Origin of the sequence: Paracoccus hibiscisoli, assembly GCF_005048265.1 — a bacterium.
Taxonomy (GTDB): domain Bacteria; phylum Pseudomonadota; class Alphaproteobacteria; order Rhodobacterales; family Rhodobacteraceae; genus Paracoccus; species Paracoccus hibiscisoli.
In genome coordinates this window covers 20,599-44,197 of the sequence record NZ_SUNH01000020.1, presented here as the reverse complement: position 1 = coordinate 44,197, position 23,599 = coordinate 20,599, and the positions used below count along the sequence as shown (strand labels likewise).

The window sequence follows — 23,599 nt, the reverse complement described above, 5'->3', positions numbered from 1 at the left end:
TTTGTCAAAGTAAAATAGTCAGGATTCGGACCTTCCGATCATTTTCCGCCTTTCGGCACGGCATGGCGCCCTGTTTCGGGCGCCATGCAGGGGGTCATTCGGCCGACAGGCAGGCGACGATCGTGTCGGCCAGCCCGGTCAGCAGCGCGTCGTACTGCCCCGCGCCGGGCGCCAGCATGCCGCCCTCGGGGCTCAGCTCGCCGCCAAGGCGGGTGCCCGTGCCCTCGATCACGGTGGCGATCAGCGAATCGTCATGGGCATATTCCGGAAAGGCACAGCGCGCGTCCGTCTGGGTGATCTGCTTGCGGATCTGGTCGATGCGTGCGGCAGACGGCGTCGAGGCATCGCCAAGCGACACCGCCATGGCTGGCTGCAGGCCGAAATGCGCGGTGAAATAGCCATAGGCATCGTGAAAGACCACGAACCGGTCATCGGCATGGGGCGCCAGGCGGTCGCGCAGCTGGGTGTCCAGCGCCGCGATCCGCGCGGCGGCGGCATCGGCATTGGCGCGATAGGTGGCTGCGTTGTCGGGGTCCTGTTCGGACAGGGTTGCGGCAATCGCCTCCAGCCAGGGACCGGCATTGGCGGGGCTCAGCCAGGCATGCGGGTCGGTGCCGGTATGGGCATGGTCGTGATCCCCGTGATCATGGTCGCCATGGTCATGGTCATGGTCATGGTCATGGTCGTGCGCGTGGTCGTCATGGTGGGCGTGGGCATCGTCATGCGCGTGATCGTCATGGCCGTGCCCATCGTCGTGACCATGACCGTCGTGGTCATCCGCCGCAGCGTCGGCATAGCCGCGCAGGGTGATGCCGTCGACCTCCAGCAGGCGCAGCTGTTCGCTGCCGCCGAGGGTGTCGGAGGCGCGCGCGAGCCAGGGGGTCAGCGTGGGGCCCATCCAGACGACCAGATCCGCCGACTGCAGCGCCTGCGCGTCCGACGGGCGCATCTGATAGTGGTGCGCGCTGGCGCCCTGGGGCAGCAGGACCCGGACCTGGCCCAGATCGCCCATGACCTCCTGGACCAGGGCGCCGGTGGGCACCAGGTCGGTGACCACCTGGGGGGCGGCCAGGACGGGTGCGGTGGTCAGGGCCAGGACGGCGGCTGCGGATGCCGGGATGCGCATCGGGATCTCCTTTTCGGGAACGGGGCTTTGTTGCGATGGCCGGGTTCTGTGTGTTACAGCATAACAAGTCAACCTGAATGTAATAAAGTAACGCCATCGCGCGTGAAGGACCATCGTGCCCGACAGTGACCACGCCATCGCCGCGACCTTTGCGCCGCACGATCATCAGCAATGCGCCCATCGCGCGCTGGACGAGGCCGCGGCCCGCCTGACCGAACAGGGCGCGCGCCTGACCCCGGTGCGCCGCCGCACGCTGGAGATCCTGCTGGAAAGCCACCGCGCGATGGGCGCCTATGAGGTGCTGGACCGGCTGGCCGCAGAGGGGTTCGGCAGGCAACCCCCCGTCGCCTATCGCGCGCTGGAATTTCTGGTCACCCACGGGCTGGCGCATCGGCTGCAGCGGCTGAACGCCTTTGCGGCCTGCCTGCATCCGGGCCATGACCACCACCCGGCCTTCCTGATCTGCCGCAGCTGCGACAAGGTCGCAGAGGCCGCCGCCGCCCCCATCCGCGACGCGCTGACCGCCGTGGCGGCCCAGGGCGGGTTCCGGGTCGAGCGGGCCACCATCGAGGCGCTTGGCCTCTGCGCCACCTGCGCGGCCGAGGGCGTCGCATGAGCGCCCTGATCTCATCCAGCGCCCTGACGGTGCATCGGCCCGGCACGTCCGAGCCGGTGCTGGCACAGGTCGATTTCCGCATCCAGCCCGGAGAGATCGTGACCGTCGTCGGCCCGAACGGGTCGGGCAAATCGTCGCTGATCCGGGCGCTGCTGGGGCATATGCCACTTGCCTCGGGGCGGGTTGTGCGCAAGCGCGGGCTGCGCATCGGCTATGTCCCGCAGCGGGTGCAGCTGGACACCGCCATCCCCATGACGGTCCGCCGCTTTCTGTCGCTGCCCACCCGCGTGACCGACGCCCAGGCCGAGGCCGCGCTGGCGCGCACCGGCGTCGCGGGGCTGGGCGCGCGGCAGCTGACGCAGCTGTCGGGCGGCCAGTTCCAGCGGGTTCTGCTGGCCCGCGCGCTGCTGTCGGACCCGCATCTGCTGGTCCTGGACGAACCCACGCAGGGGCTGGACCAGCCCGGCATCGTGGCCTTCTATCAGCTGATCGAGGAGGTCCGCCGCCAGACCGGCGCCGCCGTGCTGATGGTCAGCCACGATCTGCTGGTGGTGATGCGGTCGTCGGACCGGGTCGTCTGCCTGAACGGGCATGTCTGCTGCGAGGGCACGCCCCAGCATGTCAGCACCGCCCCCGAATACCGCGCCCTGTTCGGGGCCGAGGCGCAGGGCACGCTGGCCCTTTATCGCCACCGCCACGACCATGACCACGACCTGATGCCCGCCGGGGCGCATGTGCATGGGCCGGGCTGTGGGCATGACCATACCGCGCCGCGGCGCTGACGGACCGGACGGATGTTGGACGATTTCTTCACGCGCGCCGTGCTGGCGGGACTGGGACTGGCGCTGGTCGCGGGGCCTCTGGGCAGTTTCGTCGTGTGGCGGCGCATGGCCTATTTCGGCGATTCGACAGCCCATGCGGCGATCCTGGGGGTGGCCTTCGCGCTGGCCTTCGACATCTCGATCTATGCGGGGACGCTGGCGGTGGCGGTGTCGATGGCGTGTCTGGTCTCGGCGCTGGTGGCGCGGGGGCAGGCGATGGACACGATGCTGGGGGTGCTGTCGCATTCGGCGCTGGCCCTGGGCCTGGTCGCGATCAGCTTCGTGCCGCAGGCGCGGTCCGATCTGGGCGGCTATCTGTTCGGCGACATCCTGGCGGTGGGGCGGTCCGATCTGGTGCTGATCTGGACGGGGGCGGCGCTGGTGCTGGGGGTGCTGATCCTGCGCTGGCAGCGGCTGGTCACCAGCAGCCTGAACGAGGAGTTGGCCATGGCCGCGGGCATCGATCCGCGGGTCGAGCGTCTGGTCCTGTCGCTGGCCCTGGCCGTGGTGGTGGCGCTGGCGATTCGAGTGGTGGGCTCGCTGCTGATCTCGGCCATGCTGATCGTGCCTGCGGCGGCGGCCCGCGGATGGGCGCGCACCCCCGAGCGGATGGCCGCCGGTGCCGCCCTGATCGCCGCCGCATCCGTCATCCTGGGGTTGTGGTCCAGCCTGCGACTCGACACGCCCGCCGGTCCCTCGATCGTGACCGCAGCGGCGATGTTTTTCGTCCTCTCCCAAGCACTTCGCCGGGGCTAGTGCCGAATTGTCACAGTTTTTCCGGGGGTTTGCACCCCATGGAACGAAGCGCCGAAATAGGTGTTGGCCAATATGCAACAGTGCCCGCAGGCCCACGGTGGAATCAATTCAATGCTGCTTTTCAACTGTTCGGGTTTGTGTAACTGTCGCCACGATGTTGCCAGAAATGGCAGCCGTCAATCGAAACGGAGCATGATCATGACCAAATTCGCTACTTTCGCGGCCGCTCTCGGCCTGACCGCAACCTCGGCTCTGGCCGGTGGCTATGTCGCCCCCGTCGTCGAAGTCGAGCCCGTCATCGTTGAGGAGCGCGCTGCTTCGACCAACGCCGGCCTGGTCGTCCCCGCCCTGCTGCTGCTGGGCGTCATCGCCGCAGTCGCTTCGGACGACAGCTGATATCGGTCCGGATCGTTCCGACGATCCGTGCCACAAGGGGCTGACCTCTGGTCAGCCCCTTTTCTTTTGCCCGGGTCCCTGTGGACCCATGGACATGAAAAAACCGGCCCCTGAGAAGGGCCGGTTTTTTCATGGTTGGCGGTGGGGTCAGGGGCGCAGCGTCTGGATGGTCACATAGCCCAGGCCCGGCCCGATCCATTGCCGCGACACCGGGATTTGCCCGCCCTGGACCAGATAGTTGTTCTGGAAAGTCGTGCCGTGGCCTTCGCAGCTTTCCACGATGACGCCGGGATTGGGGCCCGGCGCGGTGGTGCAGGCGAATTGCAGCGGCCGCTCCAGCCCGTCGCCCGACAGATAGCGCATCACCCGGGAGCCGCTGCCCGCCTGGACCGCGCGGATCAGGCGGTCGGTTCCGGGTTCGGCCACCGACAGGTCGCGGCCCAGGCCGCGCGTGCCAACCAGCATGCCGTCGCGCAAGATCAGCGCCTCCTCGGCGGGGGTCATATAGGTGCGTATTGCGCCGTTCTGGCCGGTCATGGCCATGATCTGGCTGCGCCCCAGCCCTTCGAAACCAGCTTGGATCAGCGGGCCTGGATTGACTCGCAGCGCCTCGGCCGCGGCCTGTTCGGGCGATCGCGCGGCGGCCGGTGTGCTGCCCGCGTCCCTGGACGCACGGACAGGAACAACACTTTTCGCCAGCGATGTGAGCACGTCGGCGTTGCTTCCACCCTCGTCCGGACCGGTATTGCCGCAGGCAGCGGCCAGCGCCAGAACCGTCGCCATTGTCACGCTGCGCATTTTCGCTTGCCTGTTCATCGCCAGAATTTCCCCCATCCCTCGTATAGGTCAACGGTATGGCTCTCGCGGACCCTGTCATACAGGCGGCCGTCGACCTCGACGCGAGACCCGCCATCGCGCGACAGCGACCTAAGGCTGTTCGCAACGCGGTCCCGGGAGGGCTGGCCGGTTCCCCAGCTGATCGGGATCGAAAACTTGACGCCCTTGTCGAAGCTTCCTTCGCCGAACTCCTCGGCCGAGAGGTCGGTTTTGGTGACAAAAGCTCCGACCTGCCAGCCGTTTGCGAATTCGCGTGACAAGGTCACCGTGGCACCGACATCCCCCGCAAGATATCGGCCCACGTCCAGCTGGCCGGTAATCCCTTGCGAGAACTCGTAATAGGCCGAGAGATGGCCCGTGGTCACCTCGTAATCCCTGAAGTCGAAGAGCTGATCAAAGTCGCGTTTGCGCACGTGGTTGATTTCGGCGCCGAATCCCAAGGGCGATGTCGCGGGCTTCCAGAGGGCCTCGGCTGAGACGCCGCCATAGCCACGCTCCAGAAGGCCAACGGTGACCCGGCTATAGACGGCTTCGGCGGGCTTGGCATACCAGGCCAGCGTCAGTTCCGGGATCACCGGATTCGAGTTGCCGGTATACATGCGCGTGTCTGAGCGCACCCGAGGCACACCTAGGGGAGAGCTTTCCAGGGACGGGGTATCGGCGTAGAAATCCGGATCGTAATAGGTCCCCCGTGCACCCGGAATGCCGGGACCGCGTTGGCCGATATCTCCGAACACCCGTTGCCGCAGGGCTCCGGTCGCGATCAGGCCGGGCATGATCTCATAGCTGGCGCGCGCCTCAGCCCCAAATTCCGACGTGAGACCGTCCTCGGCGTCGAAGATGCTGACCTCGACATAGGGCCTGACCGACCAGCGGAACCGCGGATAGAGGTCCGGCGTCTGCACCAGGCCCGCCGTCTGTGCCGCATCCGACAGGGTCGAGGCGGCAGCGATCTGGCCGGCCTCGGTATTTTCCAGCCGCTCCACGTCGCTGCGCCGCATCGTCACCGAGGACGTGGCCATCCCGTCCGTGGTCGAGGTGATCACGAAGGTCTCGACCGAGGGGGGCAGGGCGCGGGTCATCAGGCGCGCGGTGCGGCCCACCGCCTCGGCCTGGTTGATATAGCGCTGGTTGCGCAGGCGCACCTCGGCGCGGGTCGCGGTCAGGGCCATGCTCTCCAGGCGCTGGCCCTCCTTGGCCATCGCGTCGCCCAAGGCCTTCTGGATGGCGGGCTGGGCGGTGGGGTCCTGCGACCAGCTGCCCGACCAGCCCTCGGGGTCCTGCGCCGGGGACACGCGCGGGCGCACCGGGGCGGGCGCCTTTTCCAGCCCCGAGGGGAAGGCCGCATCGCGCGGGTTCAGCGCGATGGTGAACTGCGCGCCGATGGTCTTGCCGCCGATGGTATAGATCCCGGCCTCATAGTTGCGGCCGATGCGATAGCTGGCGCCCAGGTTCAGCTTGCTGGAGGGCTCGTCCCCCTGCTGAACGTCGCGGTCGTTGCTGTATCGCGCAAGGTAGATGTCGTTGGAATATTCCGCCGTCAGGTTCAGCCGGTCATTGACCTGCCAGCTGACCGAGGCAAAGGGCTTGGCCCCGCCGCGGAACCACTGGTCCACATTGGGTGTGCCGCCCAGATCGTCCACGTCGATCACCCGCGGCTTGCCCGCCAGCGTCCCCCAGCCCAGGCCGACCGAGGCGCGCACCGTGGGCGTCACGTTGCGCGTGGCCACGATGTATTCGCCCGAATAGACGCCCGTGCCCAGAAAATCCTGCAGACCGATGGCCACGGCAGGCCGCCAGCCATCCTCATCCACGATCTGATAGCGCAAATCCAGCGAGCGGTCCGAGATGAACCCCTCCTCGCGGAAATCGTCGATGCCATCCACACGGCCATAGCGCAGCACCGTGGTCAGCCCCGGCAGCGCCTGAAAGAAGATGTTGGCGCGGCGCGCGTAATCCGACAGCGACACCGTCGCCCCCAGGCTGCCGTCGGGCAGGGTCTCGGCGGTGGGGGTGTCGATGCCGCCGGGCAGGCCATAGGACGACATGGTGCGGCCCAGCATCGGGTCCGCGACGGCGATGCCCGCGCCCGCGATCAGGGCCAGGGGCAGGGTGGTGGCCATCAGCTGGCGGGTCAGACGCGAGCGGCGCATCGGCGGCTTCCTTTCGGCGGCAAGGACGGGATCGGCAGGGGCGGGGACGGCATATCCAGGCGGATTGGCAGGCTTTGGCGCGCGCATCGACACACGAATGCGTGACCCGCGCGCCGGGCGGGCGGTCAGCCCGCCGCCGGAGCGGCTTCGGCTGGGGCGGTCTCTGCCGTAGGGGTCTGGCCGGGGGCGGCGCAGCCGGTGCGGGTCTGGCCGCTGACGGTCAGCCGCGCGGTCAGCGCAGAGCGGTCGCCCGACATGCTGTCCTGGCACTCGGCGGCGCGCAGGTTGACCACGAAGGGCCGCCCGCCCAGCACGCCGATATATTCGACGCCACGGTCAAAGACGATGCGGCTGACCGCGATCTGGCGGCCGTTCGGCGTGTCGGGCGTGCGATAGACGGCGGTGGTGCCGCTGATCTGGACGTTCCAGTCGGGCTCGTTGCCGCGCGCGACAAAGGCGGTGGCGCGATAGGTCAGCGGCTCGGCGGTGGCGATGGCGCGGGCGCCCGCGCCGGTCTCGATCGGCTGCTCCAGCGGAGAGACGGCGGGCGGGCGCGGGCCTGCGGGCTCCTCGGGTTCGGCGGAGGCCTGCTCCAGCCCGACATTGCGGCGCAGGTCGGTCATCGCCTCGCTGTCGCAGGCGGCCAGGGGCAGGGTCATCAGGGCAAGCATGGCAAGCCGAGGGAAGGGGGGGCGCGGGAACATGGGGCTTTGGCCTTCTGGTTCGGTCTGGATCACTGTCCGTCCAGCGTTAGCAACCGCAGCCACAGGGGGCAAGCGTCACGCCCCCACCCCGGCAGGCCCTTGCCGGCCTCTCATGGCGCGCTGGCAGGGGCGGGACCGCTGCGGATGGGGGCAGTGCGGGAAGATTCGTTGATAAATGATTATTGCACGTCCTGCAGGGGGTTGTTTGACGGCTTGGTCATTGAAGAGCGCCGGGAATCCGGTGATGATCCGGGAATACCTTCCTCTGATCGGCGGCGATGACCTGATGACCTCTGCGGCTCCTGCCCGTGACCCCGATCGTCCTGAACCGCACGCGCGCGCGCGGTTCTCGTGGGATGATGGGCCGATGGCACGCCGGATCGGTGATTTCGACTGGTCCGCCACCCCCCTGGGCCCGATGGCGGGCTGGTCGGGCGCGCTGTTGGCGGCGGTGCGGATCATGGTGGGCCAGCGCCACGCCTGCTGCATGTTCTGGGGCCCGCATCTGATCATGCTGTACAACGACGCCTACATGCACGTTCTGGGGGCCAAGGAATGTCACGCCCTGGGCCAGCCCTTTCGCCAGATCTGGTCCGATGTCTGGGAGGACGTGCGCCCGCTGGTCGATCAGACCCTGTCCGGGCGGGGCACCTATTCCGAGGAAATGCGCCTGATCATGACGCGCAACGGCTTTGACGAGGAGACGTTCTGGACCTTCAGCTATTCGCCGCTCTATGACGATGACGGCAGCGTGGCGGGGCTGATGAACATCACCGTCGACATGACCGCGCTGGTCCAGGCCCGCCGCAACCAGCAGGTCATGCAGGAGGAGTTGCTGCACCGCATCAAGAACATCCTGTCGGTGACCTCGACGGTGGTGTCCTCCAGCCTGCGCAACGCCGCCACCATCCAGGAGGCGCGCGATACTGTGGGCGCCCGCATCATGGCGCTGGCCAAGGCGCAGGGCCTGTTCACCGGCCTGGGCGACAGCGCCGACATCACCGAGGTCATGGCCCGCTCGATCGGCGCGCATCTGGTCGGCAGCGACCGCATCCGCCTGTCCGGGCCGTCCGTGCCGCTGAGCAGCCAGCAGGCGGTCGGCCTGTCGCTGGCGCTGTACGAGCTGGCGACGAATGCCGCGAAATACGGCGCTCTGGCCAGCCCCGATGGCGTGGTCGCACTGTCCTGGTCGGTGCAGGGCGACGCCTTTGCCCTGGATTGGCAGGAGGAGGGCGGCCAGCCCGTCGCCCCGCCCACCCGCGAGGGGTTCGGATCGCGGCTGGTGAACATGATCGTCCCGGCCTATTTCGACGGCCAGGGGCGGGCTGAATTCCTTCCCCAGGGCCTGCATTACAGCCTGCGCGGCCACCTGTCCCCCTGAGGGCGCGCGTCAACAGTTCGGCACGTTCACGGCCAGCCCGCCAAGCGACGTCTCCTTGTACTTGTCGGACATGTCGCGGCCGGTCTGGCGCATGGTCTCGATCGCGGCGTCCAGCGGCACGATGTGGCTGCCGTCCCCGCGCAGCGCGAGGCTGGCGGCGGCCACGGCCTTGATCGCGCCCAGCCCGTTCCGTTCGATGCAGGGCACCTGGACCAGCCCGCGCACCGGGTCGCAGGTCATGCCCAGGTGATGCTCCAGCGCGATCTCGGCGGCGTTCTCCACCTGCTGCGGGGTGCCGCCCAGCACGGCGGCCAGACCCGCGGCGGCCATCGCGGCGGCTGATCCGACCTCGGCCTGACAGCCGCATTCCGCCCCTGAAATGCTGGCATTGTGCTTGATCAGCCCGCCTACCGCCGCCGCCGTCAGCAGGAAATCGGGCAGCAGGCGTTCGGACGCGCCCGGCACATGGTCCAGCCAATAGCGGATCACCGCGGGCACCGTCCCCGCCGCGCCGTTCGTGGGCGCGGTCACGACCTGACCGCCCGCGGCGTTCTCCTCGTTCACGGCCATCGCATAGGTGGACATCCAGTCGTTGATCACATGCGGCGCGGTCATGTTCAGCCCGCGTTCGGCCAGCAGCTTCTCATGGATGGCCTTGGCCCGCCTGCGCACGTTGAGGCCCCCGGGCAGGATGCCGTCCGTCGCCAGCCCCCGGTCCATGCAGTCGCGCATCGCGCCCCAGATCCGGTCCAGCCCCGCATGCAGGTCCGGCTGCGACCGAAAGCACAGCTCGTTGGCCTCCTTCATCCGGGCGATGGACTTGCCCGAGGTCTGGGCCATCGCCAGCATCTCGGCGGCGCTGGCAAAGGGATAGGGCACGCTGGAGGTCGCATCCGTGCGCACCGCCCCCGCCTTGTCGGCCAGCTCCTGGTCGGTCATCACGAAGCCGCCGCCGATGGAATAATAGATCTGGTGAAAGATCACGTCGCCCTGGGCATCGACCGCCGACAGGGTCATGCCGTTGGCATGGCCGGGCAGGGTGTGGTCGTAATCGAACCGCAGGTCGCGGTCGGGGTCGAAGACCAGCGGCGCCAGACCCTGCGGCTCCAAGAGGCGCGTCTCGCGGTTCCGGGCCAGGGCGGCCTCGGCCGCGTCCCTGTCCATGCTGGCGGGGATAAAGCCCGCCAGACCCAGGATCGTGGCGCGGTCGGTGGCATGACCCTTGCCGGTGAAGGCCAGGCTGCCATGCAGGCTGGCGCGCAGCCCGTGGGCGCGGAACGGCTGCAGGCGCAGCGCGTCCAGGAACCGCGCGCCGGCGACCATCGGTCCCATCGTGTGCGAGGAGGAGGGCCCCACCCCCAGCTTGAACAGATCGAAGACCGACAGAAACATGACTCTCCCCTTGCATTTCCCGGCCCATCCAAGCACGACCCGCCCCCTGCCGCCACCACGTTCCGCGCCGTTTCGCGTCCCGGTTGCGACATCGGCCCGCGTGCCGGTCTGAGGCGTGGTCTGCTTAAAGTGATTGCAACATGCTTGAATTGTGGGCAACTGGGACGCGCCTGCGATTTGGGCAGGTCCGCCGCCGCCTGCCGTTCTTGCGGGCGATGTGCCCCGGGGTGAAGGAACAGAACATGCGCTTGCCCGACCCGATCCTGCTTGGTGACACACCCCTTGGCCCGCCGGTGTTCCTTGCACCCATGGCGGGCATCACGGATGTGCCGTTCCGCCGCGCCGTCGCCCGATTTGGCGCAGGCCTGATGGTCTCCGAGATGGTCGCCTCGACCGAGATGGTGACGCCGCGCCCCTCGACCCGCGCCGCGGTGCGCGCCAAGGCCCTGACCGAAGGGGCACTGCCCGTCAGCGTGCAGATCGCGGGCCGCGAGGCCGCGCCGATGGCCGAAACCGCCCGGATCGTGGCAGGCATGGGTGCCCGCATCATCGACATCAACATGGGCTGCCCGGCCAAGAAGGTCACGGGCGGCCTGTCCGGCGCGGCGCTGATGCGCGATCTGGACCATGCGATGACGCTGGTCGATGCGGTGGTCGGCGCGGTGTCGGTTCCGGTGACGCTGAAGATGCGGTTGGGCTGGGACGACGACTGCCTGAACGCCGCCGATCTGGCCGCGCGGGCGCGCGATGCGGGGGTCGCCATGCTGACCGTGCATGGCCGCACCCGGGCGCAGTTCTACAAGGGGCAGGCCGACTGGACCGCAATCCGCGCAGTGGCCGACCTGCCGGGCCGCCCGCCTTTGGTCGCGAATGGCGACGTGGTCGATGCCGACAGCGCCCGCGCGGCCTTGGCTGCGTCGGGCGCGGATGCGGTGATGGTCGGACGGGGCGCGCAGGGCCGCCCCTGGGTTCTGGCGCAGATCGCGCATGATCTGTGGGGCACGTCCGCGCCGCATGTCCCGCAGGGCGCGGCCTTGGCCGATCTGGTGGCCGAGCATTACGAGGATATTCTGGACTTCTATGGCGCCGAGCTGGGCCTGCGCGTCGCGCGCAAGCATCTGGGCTGGTATGCCGACGCGAACGGCGCAGCCCTGCGCGACCAGCTGATGCGCGCCGAGACCCCTGCCGCCACGCTGGACCTGATCGGTCGCGCCTTTGGCGATGCCGCGGGGGTTGCCGCATGACGCCCCGCCCGCGCAACTTTCGCGAGGCCGCGCCCGGACCGGGATGGGAGGCGCTGCCGCTGCCCGCGCTGATCCTGGACGCCGAGGGGCGCGTGGCCGCGATGAATGACGCGGCCGAGATCTGGCTGAACCTGTCGCGCAATTCCACCCTGGGCCGTATGCTGGAGGGGGACGAGATGTCCACCCGCCTGCGCCTGCGCCCGACCCTGGCGCCGCTGATGGCGCGGGTCCGCGCCAGCGACGAGGCGCTGTATCAGGCCTGCGTCCGCTTTGAGATCGGCGACCGCGCCGGCGGGCATCAGGCGCGCCGCGCCGCGGTCCATGCCGGGCCCGCGGGCCTGTCGGGCGGCGCCGTGTCGCTGCTGATCGTGCCCCAGGACGATGACGGCGCGCATCAGGCCCGCCACGTCCGCAGCGCCGCCCGCAGCGCCATCGGCATGTCCGAGATGCTGGCCCATGAGATCAAGAACCCCTTGGCCGGCATCCGCGGCGCGGCCCAACTGATGGCCATGAACGCCACCCCCGAGGACCGCGAGATGGCCGAGATGATCGTGGCCGAATCGCGCCGCATCGTGGCGCTGCTGGATCAGGTCGAACGCTTTGGCGACACGTCCGAGCCGGACCTGGCCCCCCTGAACATCCACGACGTGCTGGAACAGGTGCGCCGGTCGGCCAAGGCGGGGTTTGCGCGCGACGTGCAGATCGCGACCGATTACGACCCCTCGCTGCCGATGGCGCTGGCCGATGCCGACCAGCTGGTGCAGGTCTGCCTGAACCTGGTCAAGAACGCCGCCGAGGCGCTTGCGGGCAAGGCGGGCGGCACGATCCGCCTGCGCACCCATTACGACCACACGCTGCGCCGCCCCCCCGACGACACCGACCCCACGGGCCGCCCGCTGCCCCTGCAGATCGAGATCGAGGATAACGGCCCCGGCTTTCCCCCCGCCATCGCCGACCAGGTGTTCGAGCCTTTTGTATCGGGCCGCGAGAACGGCACCGGGCTGGGCCTGGCGCTGGTCAGCAAGATCATCACCGACCACGGCGCGCTGATCCGGGTGGACAGCCGCCCCGGTCGCACCGTGTTCCGCATTTCCCTGCCCAAGGCATAAGGACCTGATCCCATGGACGGCACCGTTCTGATCGCTGACGACGACCGCACCATCCGCACGGTGCTGACGCAGGCGCTGACCCGCGCGGGCTGCAGGGTCCATGCCACCGGCAGCCTGGCGCAACTGCTGAAATGGGTCGAGGAGGGGCGCGGCGATCTGGTCATCACCGACGTGATGATGCCAGACGGCAACGGCATCGACCGCATCCCCGCCATCCGCGAGGCGCGGCCAGACCTGCCGGTGATCGTGATCTCGGCCCAGAACACCATCGTCACCGCGATTCGCGCGACCGAGGCCGAGGCGTTCGAATACCTGCCCAAGCCCTTCGATCTGCCGGACCTGATGTCCAAGGCGAACCAGGCCCTGTCGCGGCGTCCGCGCAAATCCGACCCGGTGCCCGAACCGCTGCCCACCCCGCGTGAGGCCGCCGACCCCGCCATGCCGCTGATCGGGCATGCGCCCAGCATGCAGGCGCTGTTCCGCATGGTCGCGCGTGTGCTGAACGCCGACCTGCCGGTGATCATCGCCGGAGAGGCAGGGGTCGGAAAGACCACCATCGCGCGCAGCTTTCACGAACTGTCGGACCGGCGCGACCGGGGGCTGGCGATCCTGACCTCGTCGGATGCCGGAGAGGACGCCATCGCGCGCGCCGCCGACAAGGCGCGCGGCGGCACCGTGGTGATCGAGAACCCGGCAGGCTTCGACGCCAGCGCCCAGGCCCGCCTGATCGGCCTGATCGAGGCGATGGAATCGGGCCCCGACCGCGCCCATGCGCCCCGCATCGTGGCCACGACCGGGTCGGACCCGCAGGCCGATGTGGCCTCGGGGCGGCTGCGGTCGGACCTGTATTACCGGCTGGCGGGGGTCACCGTCAGCGTGCCGCCGCTGCGCGCGCGCGTGGACGACATCCTGCCGCTGGCCGCCCATCTGCTGGCCCGCGCGGCCGCCCAGGGGCTGCCAGAACGCAGCCTGTCGGATGATGCGGCGGCCATGCTGCGCGCGCATCCCTTTCCGGGCAATGTCCGCGAATTGGAGAACATGATGCGGCGCCTGGCCCTGACCGCCAGCGGCACCGCCATCACCGCCACCGAGATGCGCGAGGCGCTGAGCCAACAGACCGGCCACCGCGCCGCCGCCCCGGCGCCCGTCTCGACCGTGGCGCCCACGCCGGAACCGGCGGGCGTGGTGCCGCTGCCGCAGGTCGGATCGCGCCTGTCGGATTCGGTCGAGGCGCATCTGCAGCATTACTTTGACCTGCATGGCGACGCGCTGCCGCCGCCGGGCCTCTATGATCGCATCCTGCGCGAGGTCGAGCGCCCGCTGCTGCAGGTGGCGCTGGACGCGACGGGCGGAAACCAGCTGCGCTGCGCCGATCTGCTGGGCATCAACCGCAATACACTGCGCAAGAAACTGACCGAGCTGAATATCGAGGTGACACGGCGCCGCAAACTGATGTAAAACCGCCACAGGGGGCAGCGCGGATAACACGCGCGCCCACAGCAAAAGCCGCGAAAGACGGCAAGTGGGGGTTATGGCAGGCTTGGCAACGGGGCTCAGCTGGGACAGGCTGGCCCGCATCCGGCTGCCCCGCCAATGGCGCGGGCTGCTGACCTGGGGGGTGGTGCTGACCGGCATCGCACTGGCCGTGGCGACCTTGGCGGTGATGGGCCCCTTCGGGCGCGGGCTGCAGGGACAGACCCTGCGCGCCGTGCTGCTGGCGGATCTGGTGTTCCTGATCGTGCTGATCGGATTCATCGTGGCGCGGATGGCGCGGCTGATCTCGGCCCGGCGCAGCACGGCGCCCGCATCGCGTCTGCATGCGCGGCTGGTGGCGATCTTTGCGGGGCTGGCGCTGGTGCCGACCGTCCTGGTCGCGCTGTTCGCGGGGTTTCTGGTCAATATCGGGCTGGAGGGTTGGTTTTCCGACCGCGTTCAGCAGGTCGTCACCACATCGCAGGCCGCAGCCGAGGCCTATCACGCCGAACATCGCAGCGACCTGACCGAGGATGCCCGCGCGCTGGCCGGCGTGCTGACCCAAGCCGGACGCACCAACCCGCTGATCGAGGACGGAGAGCTGCGCGGCCTGCTGTCCCAGGGCCAGAGCCTGATCCAGCGCGGCCTGCGCGAGGCCTATATCATCAACGGCGCCGGAGAGATCCGCGCCCGGGGCGAGCGCAGCTATCTGTTCTGGTACGAGGCCCCCTCCAGCGATCAGCTGGACCGCGCGCAGGCCGATGGCATCACCCTGATCGAGGATTGGGAGAATGACGAATTCCGCGCGCTGGTGGCCCTGCCGCCTTTGGCCGACCGCTATCTGTATGTGACGCGCGACGTGGATGGCGACCTGCTGGGGCTGGTCGATGATACCCGCGCCACGGCGGGCGACTACAAGCAGCTGGAGGAGATGCGATCGCAGGTCCTGCTGGAATTCTCGCTGGTCTATCTGGGGTTCGCGCTGCTTCTGGTGGCGGCGGCGGTCTGGATGGGGCTGTGGTTCGCCTCGCGCCTGTCGCGGCCCATCGGCCTGCTGGCGCAGGCGACCGACCGCGTAGGGCGCGGCGATCTGGACGTGCAGGTCCCCGAGGTCCGCACCGGCGACGAGATCCAGACCCTGGGACAGGCCTTCAACCGCATGACCCGTCAGCTCAAGACGCAGCGCGCGGAACTGATCGAAAGCTATCGCCTGTCGGACGATCAGCGGCGGCTGTTCGACAATGTGCTGACCTCGGTCACGTCGGGGGTGATCGGGCTGGACGCGGCCGGAGAGATCGATTTCGTCAACCGCTCGGCCAGCCGGCTGCTGGGGCTGGACGCAAAGCGCGACATCGACGCGCTGCTGTCGGAGGTGGTGCCGGAATTCGCGCCGCTGTTTGCGCGCCTGTCGGCCTCGGTCGCGGAAACCATCCAGGACGAGATCCGCCTGATGCGCGAGGGGCGTGTGGAAAGCCTGCTGGTCCGCATGGCCGTGCGCCGCGGCACCGACGGCGCCCTGGAGGGCTATGTGGTGGCCTTCGACGACGTGACCGAACTGGTCAGCGCGCAGCGCATGGCGGCCTGGGGCGACGTCGCCCGCCGCGTCGCCCATGAGATCAAGAACCCCCTGACCCCGATCCAGCTGTCCGCTGAACGGCTGCGCCGCAAGTTCGGGCCGCTGGCCCCCGAAGGCGACCGCGCCGCGTTGGAGCAATACACCGACGTGATCATCCGCCAGACCAACGACCTGCGTCGGATCGTGGACGAATTCAGCCGCTTTGCCCGGATGCCCGAACCCGACCGGGCGGAAACCGACATGGCCGCCCTGCTGCGCGAGGCGCTGTTGTTGCAGCAGGATGCGCTGCATGCGACCATCACCCGCGACATCCCCGATGATCCGGTCATCGTGGATTGCGACGCGGGCATGATGCGCCAGGCGCTGACCAACCTGTTGAAGAACGCCGGAGAGGCGATCGATGAACAGGCCGGGCACGCCATCCCCGGATGGCAGGCGCGCATCGCCGTGACGCTGCAGGTGGACCCGGAATCGGTCTGCATCCGTATCACCGATTCGGGGCCGGGCCTGCCTGCCGACCGGTCGCGGCTGTTCGAACCCTATGTGACGTTGAAAAGCCACGGCACCGGGCTGGGGCTGCCCATCGTCAAGAAGATCGTCGAGGAACATGGTGGCAGCCTGTCCCTGACGGACGCGCCCGATCCGCCGGGCGCCATGGCCGAGATCCGGCTGCCCCGCGAACGCCACCCCGTCCGGGCCCCCAAGACCAAGAGCAGACAAGAAAAAGACGAGGCGACACCATGAACGACATCCTGATCGTCGATGATGAACGCGACATCCGCGAACTGATCGCCGACATCCTGCGCGACGAGGGTTTCGACACCCGCATGGCCGCCAATTCCGACGAGGCCGTGGCGGCCCTGAACGACCGCGAACCGTCCCTGATGATCCTGGACATCTGGCTGAAGGACAGCCGCATGGACGGCATCGACATCCTGAAACAGGTCAAGCGCAACAACCCCGACGTGCCGGTGATCATCATCTCCGGCCACGGCAACATCGAGATCGCGGTCGCGGCGATCAAGCAGGGGGCCTATGATTTCATTGAGAAGCCCTTCAACATCGACCAGCTGATGGTGGTCATCAACCGCGCGATGGAGACCGCCCGCCTGCGGCGCGAGAACAGCACCCTGCGCCGCGGCGGCGACCGCGCCGCCGAGATGCTGGGCCAGTCGGCATCCTTCAAGCGGCTGCGCGACGCGCTGGACAAGGTCGCGCGGTCGAACGGCCGGGTGATGCTGGCGGGCGAACCCGGCACCGGCAAGGAAAGCGCCGCGCGCTATATCCACGCGCACTCGCCCCGCGCGTCGGCGCCCTTCGTCACCGTCCCTTGCGCCACGATCGAGCCCGAGCGCATGGAGGAGGTGCTGTTTGGCCGCGAGACCCCCGAACGCGGGATCGAGCCGGGCCTGCTGGAGCAGGCGCATGGCGGCATCATCTATTTCGACGAGGTGGGCGACATGCCCATGGGCACCCAGCCCAAGATCCTGCGCGTGCTGACCGAACAGCAATTCGTGCGCGCGGGCGGCGCGGACAAGGTGCGCGTCGATCTGCGCGTGCTGTCCTCCACCAACCGCGATCTGGTGGCGGAAATCGCCGCCGGGCGGTTCCGCCAGGAGCTGTATGACCGGCTGAACGTGGTGCCCATCGCGGTGCCGTCGCTGGCCGACCGGCGCGACGACATCGCGGCCCTGGCGCGCCATTTCATCGAGCAGTTCCACAAGAACCAGGGCCTGACGCCCCGCGATCTGCCCGAGGAGACGGTCGCCGCCCTGCAATCCATGCGCTGGCCCGGCAACATCCGCCAGCTGCGCAACGTGATCGAGCGCGTTCTGATCCTGGCCGAGACCCACGGCCCGATCCTGCCCGCCGAGCTGGAGCCGCAGGGGGCCACGCCCGACAACAGCGACACCCTCAGCCTGGGGCCGTCGGTCACAGCGATGGCGCTGCGCGAGGCGCGCGAGCTGTTCGAACGCGAATACCTGGTCGCGCAGATCAACCGCTTTGGCGGCAATATCAGCCGTACCGCGCAATTCGTGGGCATGGAGCGCAGCGCGCTGCACCGCAAGCTGAAATCCCTGGGCGTGGTCGGCGGCATGCGCGGCGAGGATGAGATGGTGATGGGTAAATAGCCCACGCTTGCACGGGACGCGCGCCCGGCATAGGCAAAGAGGGCGCGCGACAAGAAGGGTGACGCATGAAGATCATCATCTGCGGGGCGGGGCAGGTCGGCTGGCAGATCGCCCGCCACCTGTCGGGCGAACGCAATGACGTCACCGTCATCGACAACAACCCCGACCTGGTGCGCCGCGCGACCGAGGCGCTGGACGTCCAGGGCGTCACCGGCTTTGCCAGCCACCCGGACGTGCTGGACCGGGCGGGCGCGCGCGACGCCGACCTGATCATCGCCGCGACCCATTCGGACGAGGTGAACATGGTCACCTGCCAGGTCGCGCATTCGGTCTTTCGCATCCCGCGCAAGATCGCGCGCCTGCGGTCGGGGGCCTATCTGGACGCGATCTATTCCGACCTGTACCGCACCGAACACCTGCCCATCGACGTGGTCATCAGCCCCGAACGAGAGGTCGCGCTGGCCGCGCTGCAACGCCTGTCGGCGCCCTCGACCTTTGATGTCGAGACCTTCATGGACGGCAAGATCCAGCTGCTGGGGATCGACCTGGAGGCGGACTGCCCGGCGCTGAACACGCCTTTGCGCCAGCTGACCGAGCTGTTCTCCAGCCTGCGCGCCATCGTCGCGGGGGTGCGCCGCAAGGGGCGGCTGTTCGCGCCCGAACCGGGCGATCAGCTGTTCGCGCATGACCAGATCTATGTCTTCAGCCATATCGACGACGTGGCCCGCACGCTGGACATCTTTGGCAAGCCCCCCCAGAAACAGGAGCGCGTGACCATCATCGGCGCGGGCAATGTGGGCCTGGCCGTGGCGCAGGCGCTGGAGGCGCGGCCCGACCGCATCCGCGCCAAGCTGATCGAACGCGACCGCGCGCGCGCCGAATTCGCCGCCGACCGGTTGGAGCGCACCATCGTGCTGAACGGCGACGGCCTGTCCGCCGAGATCCTGGAGGAGGCCGCCGTCCCCCAGGCCGATGCCGTCTTGGCCGTCACCGACGACGACAAGACGAACATCCTGGCCTCGGTCCGCGCCAAGCAGGCGGGGGCCAAGATGGCCATCGCGCTGATCAACGACCCCACGCTGGTGCCGCTGATGGGGGCGCTGGACATCGACGCCTATATCAACCCGCGATCGACGACGGTGTCGACGATCCTGCGCCATATCCGCCACGGGCGGGTGCGCGACATCTATTCCATCGGCGATGCCGAGGCCGAGGTGATGGAGGCGCAGGTCCTGTCCACCAGCCCGATGGCCGGGCGCGCGCTGCGCGACATCGATTTCCCCGAAGGCGCGCTGCTGGGGGCGGTGCGCAAGGGCGACCGCGTGGTCAAGCCTCTGGCCGACACCCGCATCGACGAGGGCGACATCGTGCTGATCTTTGCCCTGACAAAGGACGTCCCCGAGGTCGAGCGCCTGCTGCAGGTCTCGATCGACTTCTTCTAGGGCGGGGGCGGCATGATCGCGTTTCTTCAGCGGGTTCCGCTTCTGGTGCTGCTGGCGGGGCTGGTGGCGCTGATGATGATGGGGCCTGCGGCCTATGCCTCGGTCACGGGCTATGCCTTCATCGCGCGCAACTTTTTCTACGCGGGGCTGCTGATCCTGGTGTTCTGCGGGCTGATCGGGCTGGCGACCCAGGCCAACCCCCGGCCGCAGCGCTCTCGCGAGACTCTGCTGATGATGATGGGCGTCTATGGCATCCTGCCGCTGCTGCTGGCGCTGCCCTTTGCGGAAAGCCAGCCCGATACCGGATTCTTCAACGCCTGGTGGGAGATGGTGTCGTCGCTGACCACCACGGGCGCGTCGCTTTATTCGGCGGACCTGCTGCCCATGCCGCTGCATCTGTGGCGGGCGATGGTGGGCTGGATGGGCGGGTTCTTCGTGCTGGTCGCGGCGGTGGCGATCCTGGCGCCCCTGCGCGTGGGCGGGTTCGAGATCATGGCCAGCCCCTACAACCGCAAGGAATATCACGAACAGCTGCCGCGTTCGGCCGATCCGCGCCGCCCGGTGCTGCACCTGTCGGACCCGGGCTTCGACGCGCAGCTGGGCGATCCGTCGCGCCGCCTGTTGCGCGCCGCGCTGCAGGTCGGGCCGCTTTATGCGGGGCTGACGCTGGTGCTGTGGGTGGGGCTGCTGATGCTGGGCGATCCGTCCTTCGTGGCGCTGGTCCGGGCGATGGGGACGCTGTCCACCTCGGGGATCTCTCCGGTGATCGGGCCTGCGGGCGTGGCCTCGGGCATTCCCGGAGAGATGCTGGTGTTCCTGTTCCTGATCCCGGCCCTGTCGCGCCGCTTCTGGCCCGGCGGGAACGAGCTGCGCGCGACCGAACGCCTGGTCGAGGACCCGGAGCTGCGCATGGCCCTGGGGCTGGTGGGGCTGGTCGCCGCCGTGCTGTTCCTGCGCCATTTCCTGGGCGCGATCGAGGTCGACCGCGCCACGCCCCCCGACCCCCTGGGCCTGACCGAGATCGGGCGCGCGCTGGCCGCGATGTGGGGCGGACTGTTCAGCGCCCTGTCCTATCTGACCACCACGGGCTGGACCTCGGTCGAATGGGCCGATGCGCGGGTGTGGTCGGGGCTGGATGCGCCGGGGCTGATCCTGGCGGGGTTGGCGATGATGGGCGGCGGCATCGCCACCACGGCGGGGGGCGTCAAGCTCTTGCGCGTCTATGCCCTGGCCCGCCACGGCCAGCGCGAGATGGAGCGCATCATCCACCCCCATTCCGTGTCGGGCGGCGGCCGCATCGCCCGCAGGCTGCGCCGCGAGGGGGCCTATCTGGCCTTCATCTTCTTCATGCTGTTCGCCATCTCGATCGCGCTGGTCGTCAGCCTGGTCTCGATCCATCCGATCGAGTTCGAGACCGCGACCATCCTCTCCATCGCGGCGTTGACCAATGCGGGGCCGCTGGCCGGGGCCATCCCGCTGACCCCCGCGTTCGAGGGCACGGCGGGCATCGCCTCGGCCCCGTGGGAGGGGTGGTCGGGCCTGCCCGACTTCACCAAGGCGGTGCTGGCCTGCGCCATGGTCCTGGGCCGGATCGAGACGCTGGCGGTGCTGGCGCTGTTTTCGCCGGAATTCTGGCGCCGCTAGGTGTGGCCCAAATGTTGTCACTCAACCTTCGCAGATCCCGCCAAGCTTGCATGGGGTGCCGCATGGGCTTAGATGTTGACATCACAGGGACAGTGAAAAACGGACGATTAACAAATGGCTGGCGACAAGCAGAACCTGCAGGATGCGTTCCTGAACCATGTCCGCAAGGCTAAGGTGCCCGTCACGATCTTCCTGATCAACGGCGTCAAGCTGCAGGGCGTGATCACCTGGTTCGACAATTTCTGCGTGCTGCTGCGCCGCGACGGGCAGTCGCAACTGGTCTACAAGCATGCGATCAGCACGATCATGCCGGGCCAGCCCATCACCCTGTACGAAGGCGACGATTGATTTGGCAGAACTGACGGAGACCGCGGCCAGCCCGACCCGGGCCTATGTGATCCACCCCGATCTGGGCCGTGCCCGCACGCAACGCCGCCAGCCCGAGCATTCGCTGGCCGAGGCCGTGTCGCTGGCGCTGGCCCTGCCGGGCATCGAGATGGTCGGCTCCGAGGTGGCGAACCTGCGCGAGCCGAACCCGGGCAAGCTGTTCGGCAAGGGCAAGCTGGCCGAGATCAAGGAACGCCTGGAGGCCCTTGAGGTCGAGCTGGTTCTGGTCGACGGCCCCGTGACCCCGGTGCAGCAGCGCAACCTGGAAAAGGATTGGGGCGTCAAGCTTCTGGACCGGACCGGGCTGATCCTGGAGATTTTCGCCGACCGCGCCCGCACCCGTGAGGGCGTGCTGCAGGTCGAGCTGGCCGCGCTGTCCTATCAGCGCACGCGCCTGGTGCGCGCCTGGACCCACCTGGAGCGTCAGCGCGGTGGCCTTGGCTTCGTCGGTGGTCCCGGCGAGACGCAGATCGAGGCCGACCGCCGCGCCATCGACGAACAGATGACCCGCCTGCGCCGCCAGCTGGAGCGCGTGGTCAAGACCCGCACCCTGCACCGCGCGGCGCGTGCCAAGGTGCCCTATCCCATCGTCGCGCTGGTGGGCTATACCAACGCCGGAAAATCGACGCTGTTCAACCGGTTGACCGGCGCGGACGTGTTCGTCAAGGACATGCTGTTCGCGACCCTGGACCCGACCATGCGCGCCATCAAGCTGCCCGATGCGGGCGAGGGTGGATCGGGGCGGCGGATCATCCTGTCGGATACCGTGGGCTTCATCAGTGACCTGCCGACCGAGCTGGTCGCGGCCTTCCGCGCCACGCTGGAGGAGGTTCTGGAGGCCGACCTGATCCTGCATGTCCGCGACATCAGCCACCCCGAGACCGAGGAGCAGGCCCATGACGTGGCCGCGATCCTGGACAGTCTGGGCGTGGATGACGACGTGGCCGCCATCGAGGTCTGGAACAAGATCGACGCTCTGGGCGACGACACCCGCGCCGCCCTGCGCCGCACCGATGCCCGCACCGAGGGCGTGCAGGCGGTCAGCGCCCTGTCGGGCGAGGGGCTGGACGATCTGATCGCCGCCATAGACCGCCAACTGGGCGACGTTCTGGACGAGCCGCGTGTCGAGGGTCACGTCGTGCTGGACTTTGCCGATGGCCGCAGCCGCGCCTGGCTGCACGAGGCCGGCGTGGTCGAGCGCGAGGCGGCGGGAGAGGACGGGCTGCACCTGGACCTGCGCTGGACCGCGCGGCAGAAGGGCGCCTTCGAGGCCTTTACCGGCACCGCCGAAGAGATCGAGGCGGACGACGAACCTGACGAGCCGCGCAGCGGTGGGTGGCATCCGGCGGACTGAGCCATTTGCGTCCCGCGACGGAAGGCGGGGGGCCAGCCCCCGTCGGCCGCCGGCTCTCGAACCGGTGGCGACCCGCCGGCCGACCCCCCGCCGGGAGGCGCTTCGCCCCTCCCGGACCCTCCTGAACGTCAGGTGGGCACTTCGTGCGCCCAGGGCGGGTTCGCGCCGGGGCGGGACACCGTGACCGCCGCCGCCTGCGCGCCAAGCGTCAGGGCGGCGCGGATCTGGTCGGGGGTGATCGCCGCGATGGCGTCCTTGGACAGCAGGCCTTGGCGGTCCAGCGAGGCCAGCACGCCCGCGTTGAACGTGTCGCCTGCGCCGATCGTGTCGGCGACCGTGGTGCGCACGGCGGGGGCGTGGACGGTCTCTCCGGCCCAGATGGCCTTGGCGCCGGCTTCCCCTCCGGTCTGCAGGACCAGCCGCGGGCCGGTCTGCAGCACCGCGCGGGCGGCGTCCTCGGGGGACAGGTCGGGATAAAGCCATTCCAGGTCATCCGCTGACAGCTTGACGATATCGGCCATCGGCAGCAGCCGCGCCAGACGCGCGCGATAGGCCCCGGCATCGGTGATGAAGAACGGCCGGATGTTCGGGTCGATCATCACCGGCAAGCGGTCGTGATGCTGCGCGATCAGACCTTCGATCGTTGCGCCGCAGGGGTCGGGCACCAAGCTGATGCCGCCCGCGAACAGTGCCGTCACCGTCTCGGGCAGCGGCCCGATATCGTCCGCATGCAGCATCCGCCCGGCCGAGCCCTCGTCATAGAAGGAATAGCGCGCCTCTCCGTTGGTCAGGGTCACCAGCGCCAGCGTGGTCAGCCGGTCGGTGCGCGGGCAGAGGTCGGTGTTCACCCCGGCCTCGGCCAGCGGGCGCAGGATCTGGTCGCCGAAGGGGTCGCGGCTGATGGGCCACAGATAGCCCGTCCGCTGGCCCAACCGCCCAAGCGCGATGGCGGTGTTATAGACCGCGCCGCCCGCCAGGGGCCGGAAGGTGCCGTCGGCTGGCACCATGTCGATCAGCGATTCGCCTGCGCACAGGATCATGGTCGGTCCCCCTTTG

The 23,599-nt window shown here is 68.8% G+C and carries 20 protein-coding genes; 14 read left to right on the top strand and 6 right to left on the bottom strand.

The window, feature by feature from the left end:
* Window positions 1–94: 94 nt before the first annotated feature.
* On the bottom strand, window positions 95–1,126 hold the full coding sequence (locus FA740_RS14200; RefSeq protein WP_136857434.1) for a zinc ABC transporter substrate-binding protein: 1,032 nt from the start codon (window positions 1,124–1,126) through the stop codon (window positions 95–97).
* Between the two features lie 115 nt (window positions 1,127–1,241).
* Here FA740_RS14200 and FA740_RS14195 point away from each other — a divergent pair, with 115 nt between their 5' ends.
* The 4 genes from FA740_RS14195 to FA740_RS14180 all read left to right on the top strand — a co-directional run bounded on the left by FA740_RS14195 (window position 1,242) and on the right by FA740_RS14180 (window position 3,715).
* The gene (locus FA740_RS14195; RefSeq protein ID WP_409597097.1) at window positions 1,242–1,742 is read left to right on the top strand and encodes a Fur family transcriptional regulator; all 501 of its coding nucleotides are present in this window, start codon (window positions 1,242–1,244) and stop codon (window positions 1,740–1,742) included.
* Window positions 1,739–2,524 carry a metal ABC transporter ATP-binding protein gene (locus tag FA740_RS14190; RefSeq protein WP_136857433.1) on the top strand — a complete coding sequence of 262 codons (786 nt, stop codon included), beginning with the start codon at window positions 1,739–1,741 and terminating at the stop codon, window positions 2,522–2,524. The genes FA740_RS14195 and FA740_RS14190 overlap by 4 nt, the downstream gene beginning before the upstream one ends.
* Before the next feature lie 12 nt (window positions 2,525–2,536).
* Complete coding sequence (locus FA740_RS14185) at window positions 2,537–3,319, top strand: metal ABC transporter permease (protein WP_136857432.1); 783 nt, start codon at window positions 2,537–2,539, stop codon at window positions 3,317–3,319.
* A 192-nt stretch (window positions 3,320–3,511) separates the two neighbouring features.
* Window positions 3,512–3,715 (top strand): hypothetical protein, encoded by a 204-nt coding sequence (locus tag FA740_RS14180; protein ID WP_136857431.1) that lies wholly within the window; start codon window positions 3,512–3,514, stop codon window positions 3,713–3,715.
* A 147-nt stretch (window positions 3,716–3,862) separates the two neighbouring features.
* On the opposite strand, the gene FA740_RS14175 is transcribed toward FA740_RS14180, so the two are convergent.
* From FA740_RS14175 to FA740_RS14165, 3 genes are all read right to left on the bottom strand, one after another.
* The gene (locus tag FA740_RS14175; RefSeq protein WP_136857430.1) at window positions 3,863–4,513 is read right to left on the bottom strand and encodes a YjbF family lipoprotein; all 651 of its coding nucleotides are present in this window, start codon (window positions 4,511–4,513) and stop codon (window positions 3,863–3,865) included.
* A gap of 14 nt (window positions 4,514–4,527) precedes the next feature.
* Window positions 4,528–6,705: a YjbH domain-containing protein gene (locus FA740_RS14170; RefSeq protein ID WP_136857429.1), complete on the bottom strand. Its 2,178-nt coding sequence runs from the start codon at window positions 6,703–6,705 to the stop codon at window positions 4,528–4,530.
* Between the two features lie 125 nt (window positions 6,706–6,830).
* Entirely contained in the window at window positions 6,831–7,364 is a 534-nt protein-coding gene (locus FA740_RS14165) for a hypothetical protein (protein ID WP_136857428.1), read from the bottom strand.
* 412 nt (window positions 7,365–7,776) lie between these two features.
* Here FA740_RS14165 and FA740_RS14160 point away from each other — a divergent pair, with 412 nt between their 5' ends.
* Window positions 7,777–8,790, top strand: a complete 1,014-nt coding sequence (locus FA740_RS14160; protein ID WP_136857427.1) for a sensor histidine kinase — start codon at window positions 7,777–7,779, stop codon at window positions 8,788–8,790.
* Between the two features lie 9 nt (window positions 8,791–8,799).
* Here FA740_RS14160 and FA740_RS14155 read toward each other — a convergent pair whose 3' ends face one another.
* Window positions 8,800–10,182 (bottom strand): L-serine ammonia-lyase, encoded by a 1,383-nt coding sequence (locus tag FA740_RS14155; protein ID WP_136857426.1) that lies wholly within the window; start codon window positions 10,180–10,182, stop codon window positions 8,800–8,802.
* A gap of 242 nt (window positions 10,183–10,424) precedes the next feature.
* Here FA740_RS14155 and dusB point away from each other — a divergent pair, with 242 nt between their 5' ends.
* The 9 genes from dusB to hflX all read left to right on the top strand — a co-directional run bounded on the left by dusB (window position 10,425) and on the right by hflX (window position 22,543).
* The gene (gene dusB / locus FA740_RS14150) at window positions 10,425–11,426 is read left to right on the top strand and encodes a tRNA dihydrouridine synthase DusB (RefSeq protein WP_136857425.1); all 1,002 of its coding nucleotides are present in this window, start codon (window positions 10,425–10,427) and stop codon (window positions 11,424–11,426) included.
* Window positions 11,423–12,535: a two-component system sensor histidine kinase NtrB gene (locus FA740_RS14145; protein ID WP_136857424.1), complete on the top strand. Its 1,113-nt coding sequence runs from the start codon at window positions 11,423–11,425 to the stop codon at window positions 12,533–12,535. Before dusB ends, FA740_RS14145 begins: the two co-directional genes overlap by 4 nt.
* 12 nt (window positions 12,536–12,547) lie before the next feature.
* The gene (locus FA740_RS14140) at window positions 12,548–13,993 is read left to right on the top strand and encodes a response regulator (RefSeq protein WP_136857423.1); all 1,446 of its coding nucleotides are present in this window, start codon (window positions 12,548–12,550) and stop codon (window positions 13,991–13,993) included.
* Between the two features lie 73 nt (window positions 13,994–14,066).
* Window positions 14,067–16,328, top strand: a complete 2,262-nt coding sequence (locus FA740_RS14135) for a sensor histidine kinase NtrY-like (protein WP_136857422.1) — start codon at window positions 14,067–14,069, stop codon at window positions 16,326–16,328.
* Window positions 16,325–17,716: a nitrogen assimilation response regulator NtrX gene (gene ntrX, locus FA740_RS14130; protein WP_136857421.1), complete on the top strand. Its 1,392-nt coding sequence runs from the start codon at window positions 16,325–16,327 to the stop codon at window positions 17,714–17,716. Before FA740_RS14135 ends, ntrX begins: the two co-directional genes overlap by 4 nt.
* 65 nt (window positions 17,717–17,781) lie before the next feature.
* Complete coding sequence (gene trkA, locus FA740_RS14125; protein ID WP_136857420.1) at window positions 17,782–19,158, top strand: Trk system potassium transporter TrkA; 1,377 nt, start codon at window positions 17,782–17,784, stop codon at window positions 19,156–19,158.
* Between the two features lie 12 nt (window positions 19,159–19,170).
* Window positions 19,171–20,802, top strand: a complete 1,632-nt coding sequence (locus FA740_RS14120) for a potassium transporter TrkG (protein WP_246053646.1) — start codon at window positions 19,171–19,173, stop codon at window positions 20,800–20,802.
* 114 nt (window positions 20,803–20,916) lie between these two features.
* A complete protein-coding gene (gene hfq / locus FA740_RS14115) occupies window positions 20,917–21,150 on the top strand; it encodes an RNA chaperone Hfq (protein WP_119885907.1) in 234 nt (77 codons plus the stop codon).
* A 1-nt stretch (window position 21,151) separates the two neighbouring features.
* Window positions 21,152–22,543 (top strand): GTPase HflX, encoded by a 1,392-nt coding sequence (gene hflX / locus FA740_RS14110; RefSeq protein WP_246053645.1) that lies wholly within the window; start codon window positions 21,152–21,154, stop codon window positions 22,541–22,543.
* A gap of 128 nt (window positions 22,544–22,671) precedes the next feature.
* Here hflX and FA740_RS14105 read toward each other — a convergent pair whose 3' ends face one another.
* Entirely contained in the window at window positions 22,672–23,583 is a 912-nt protein-coding gene (locus FA740_RS14105) for a carbohydrate kinase family protein (protein WP_136857418.1), read from the bottom strand.
* Between the last annotated feature and the right edge of the window lie 16 nt (window positions 23,584–23,599).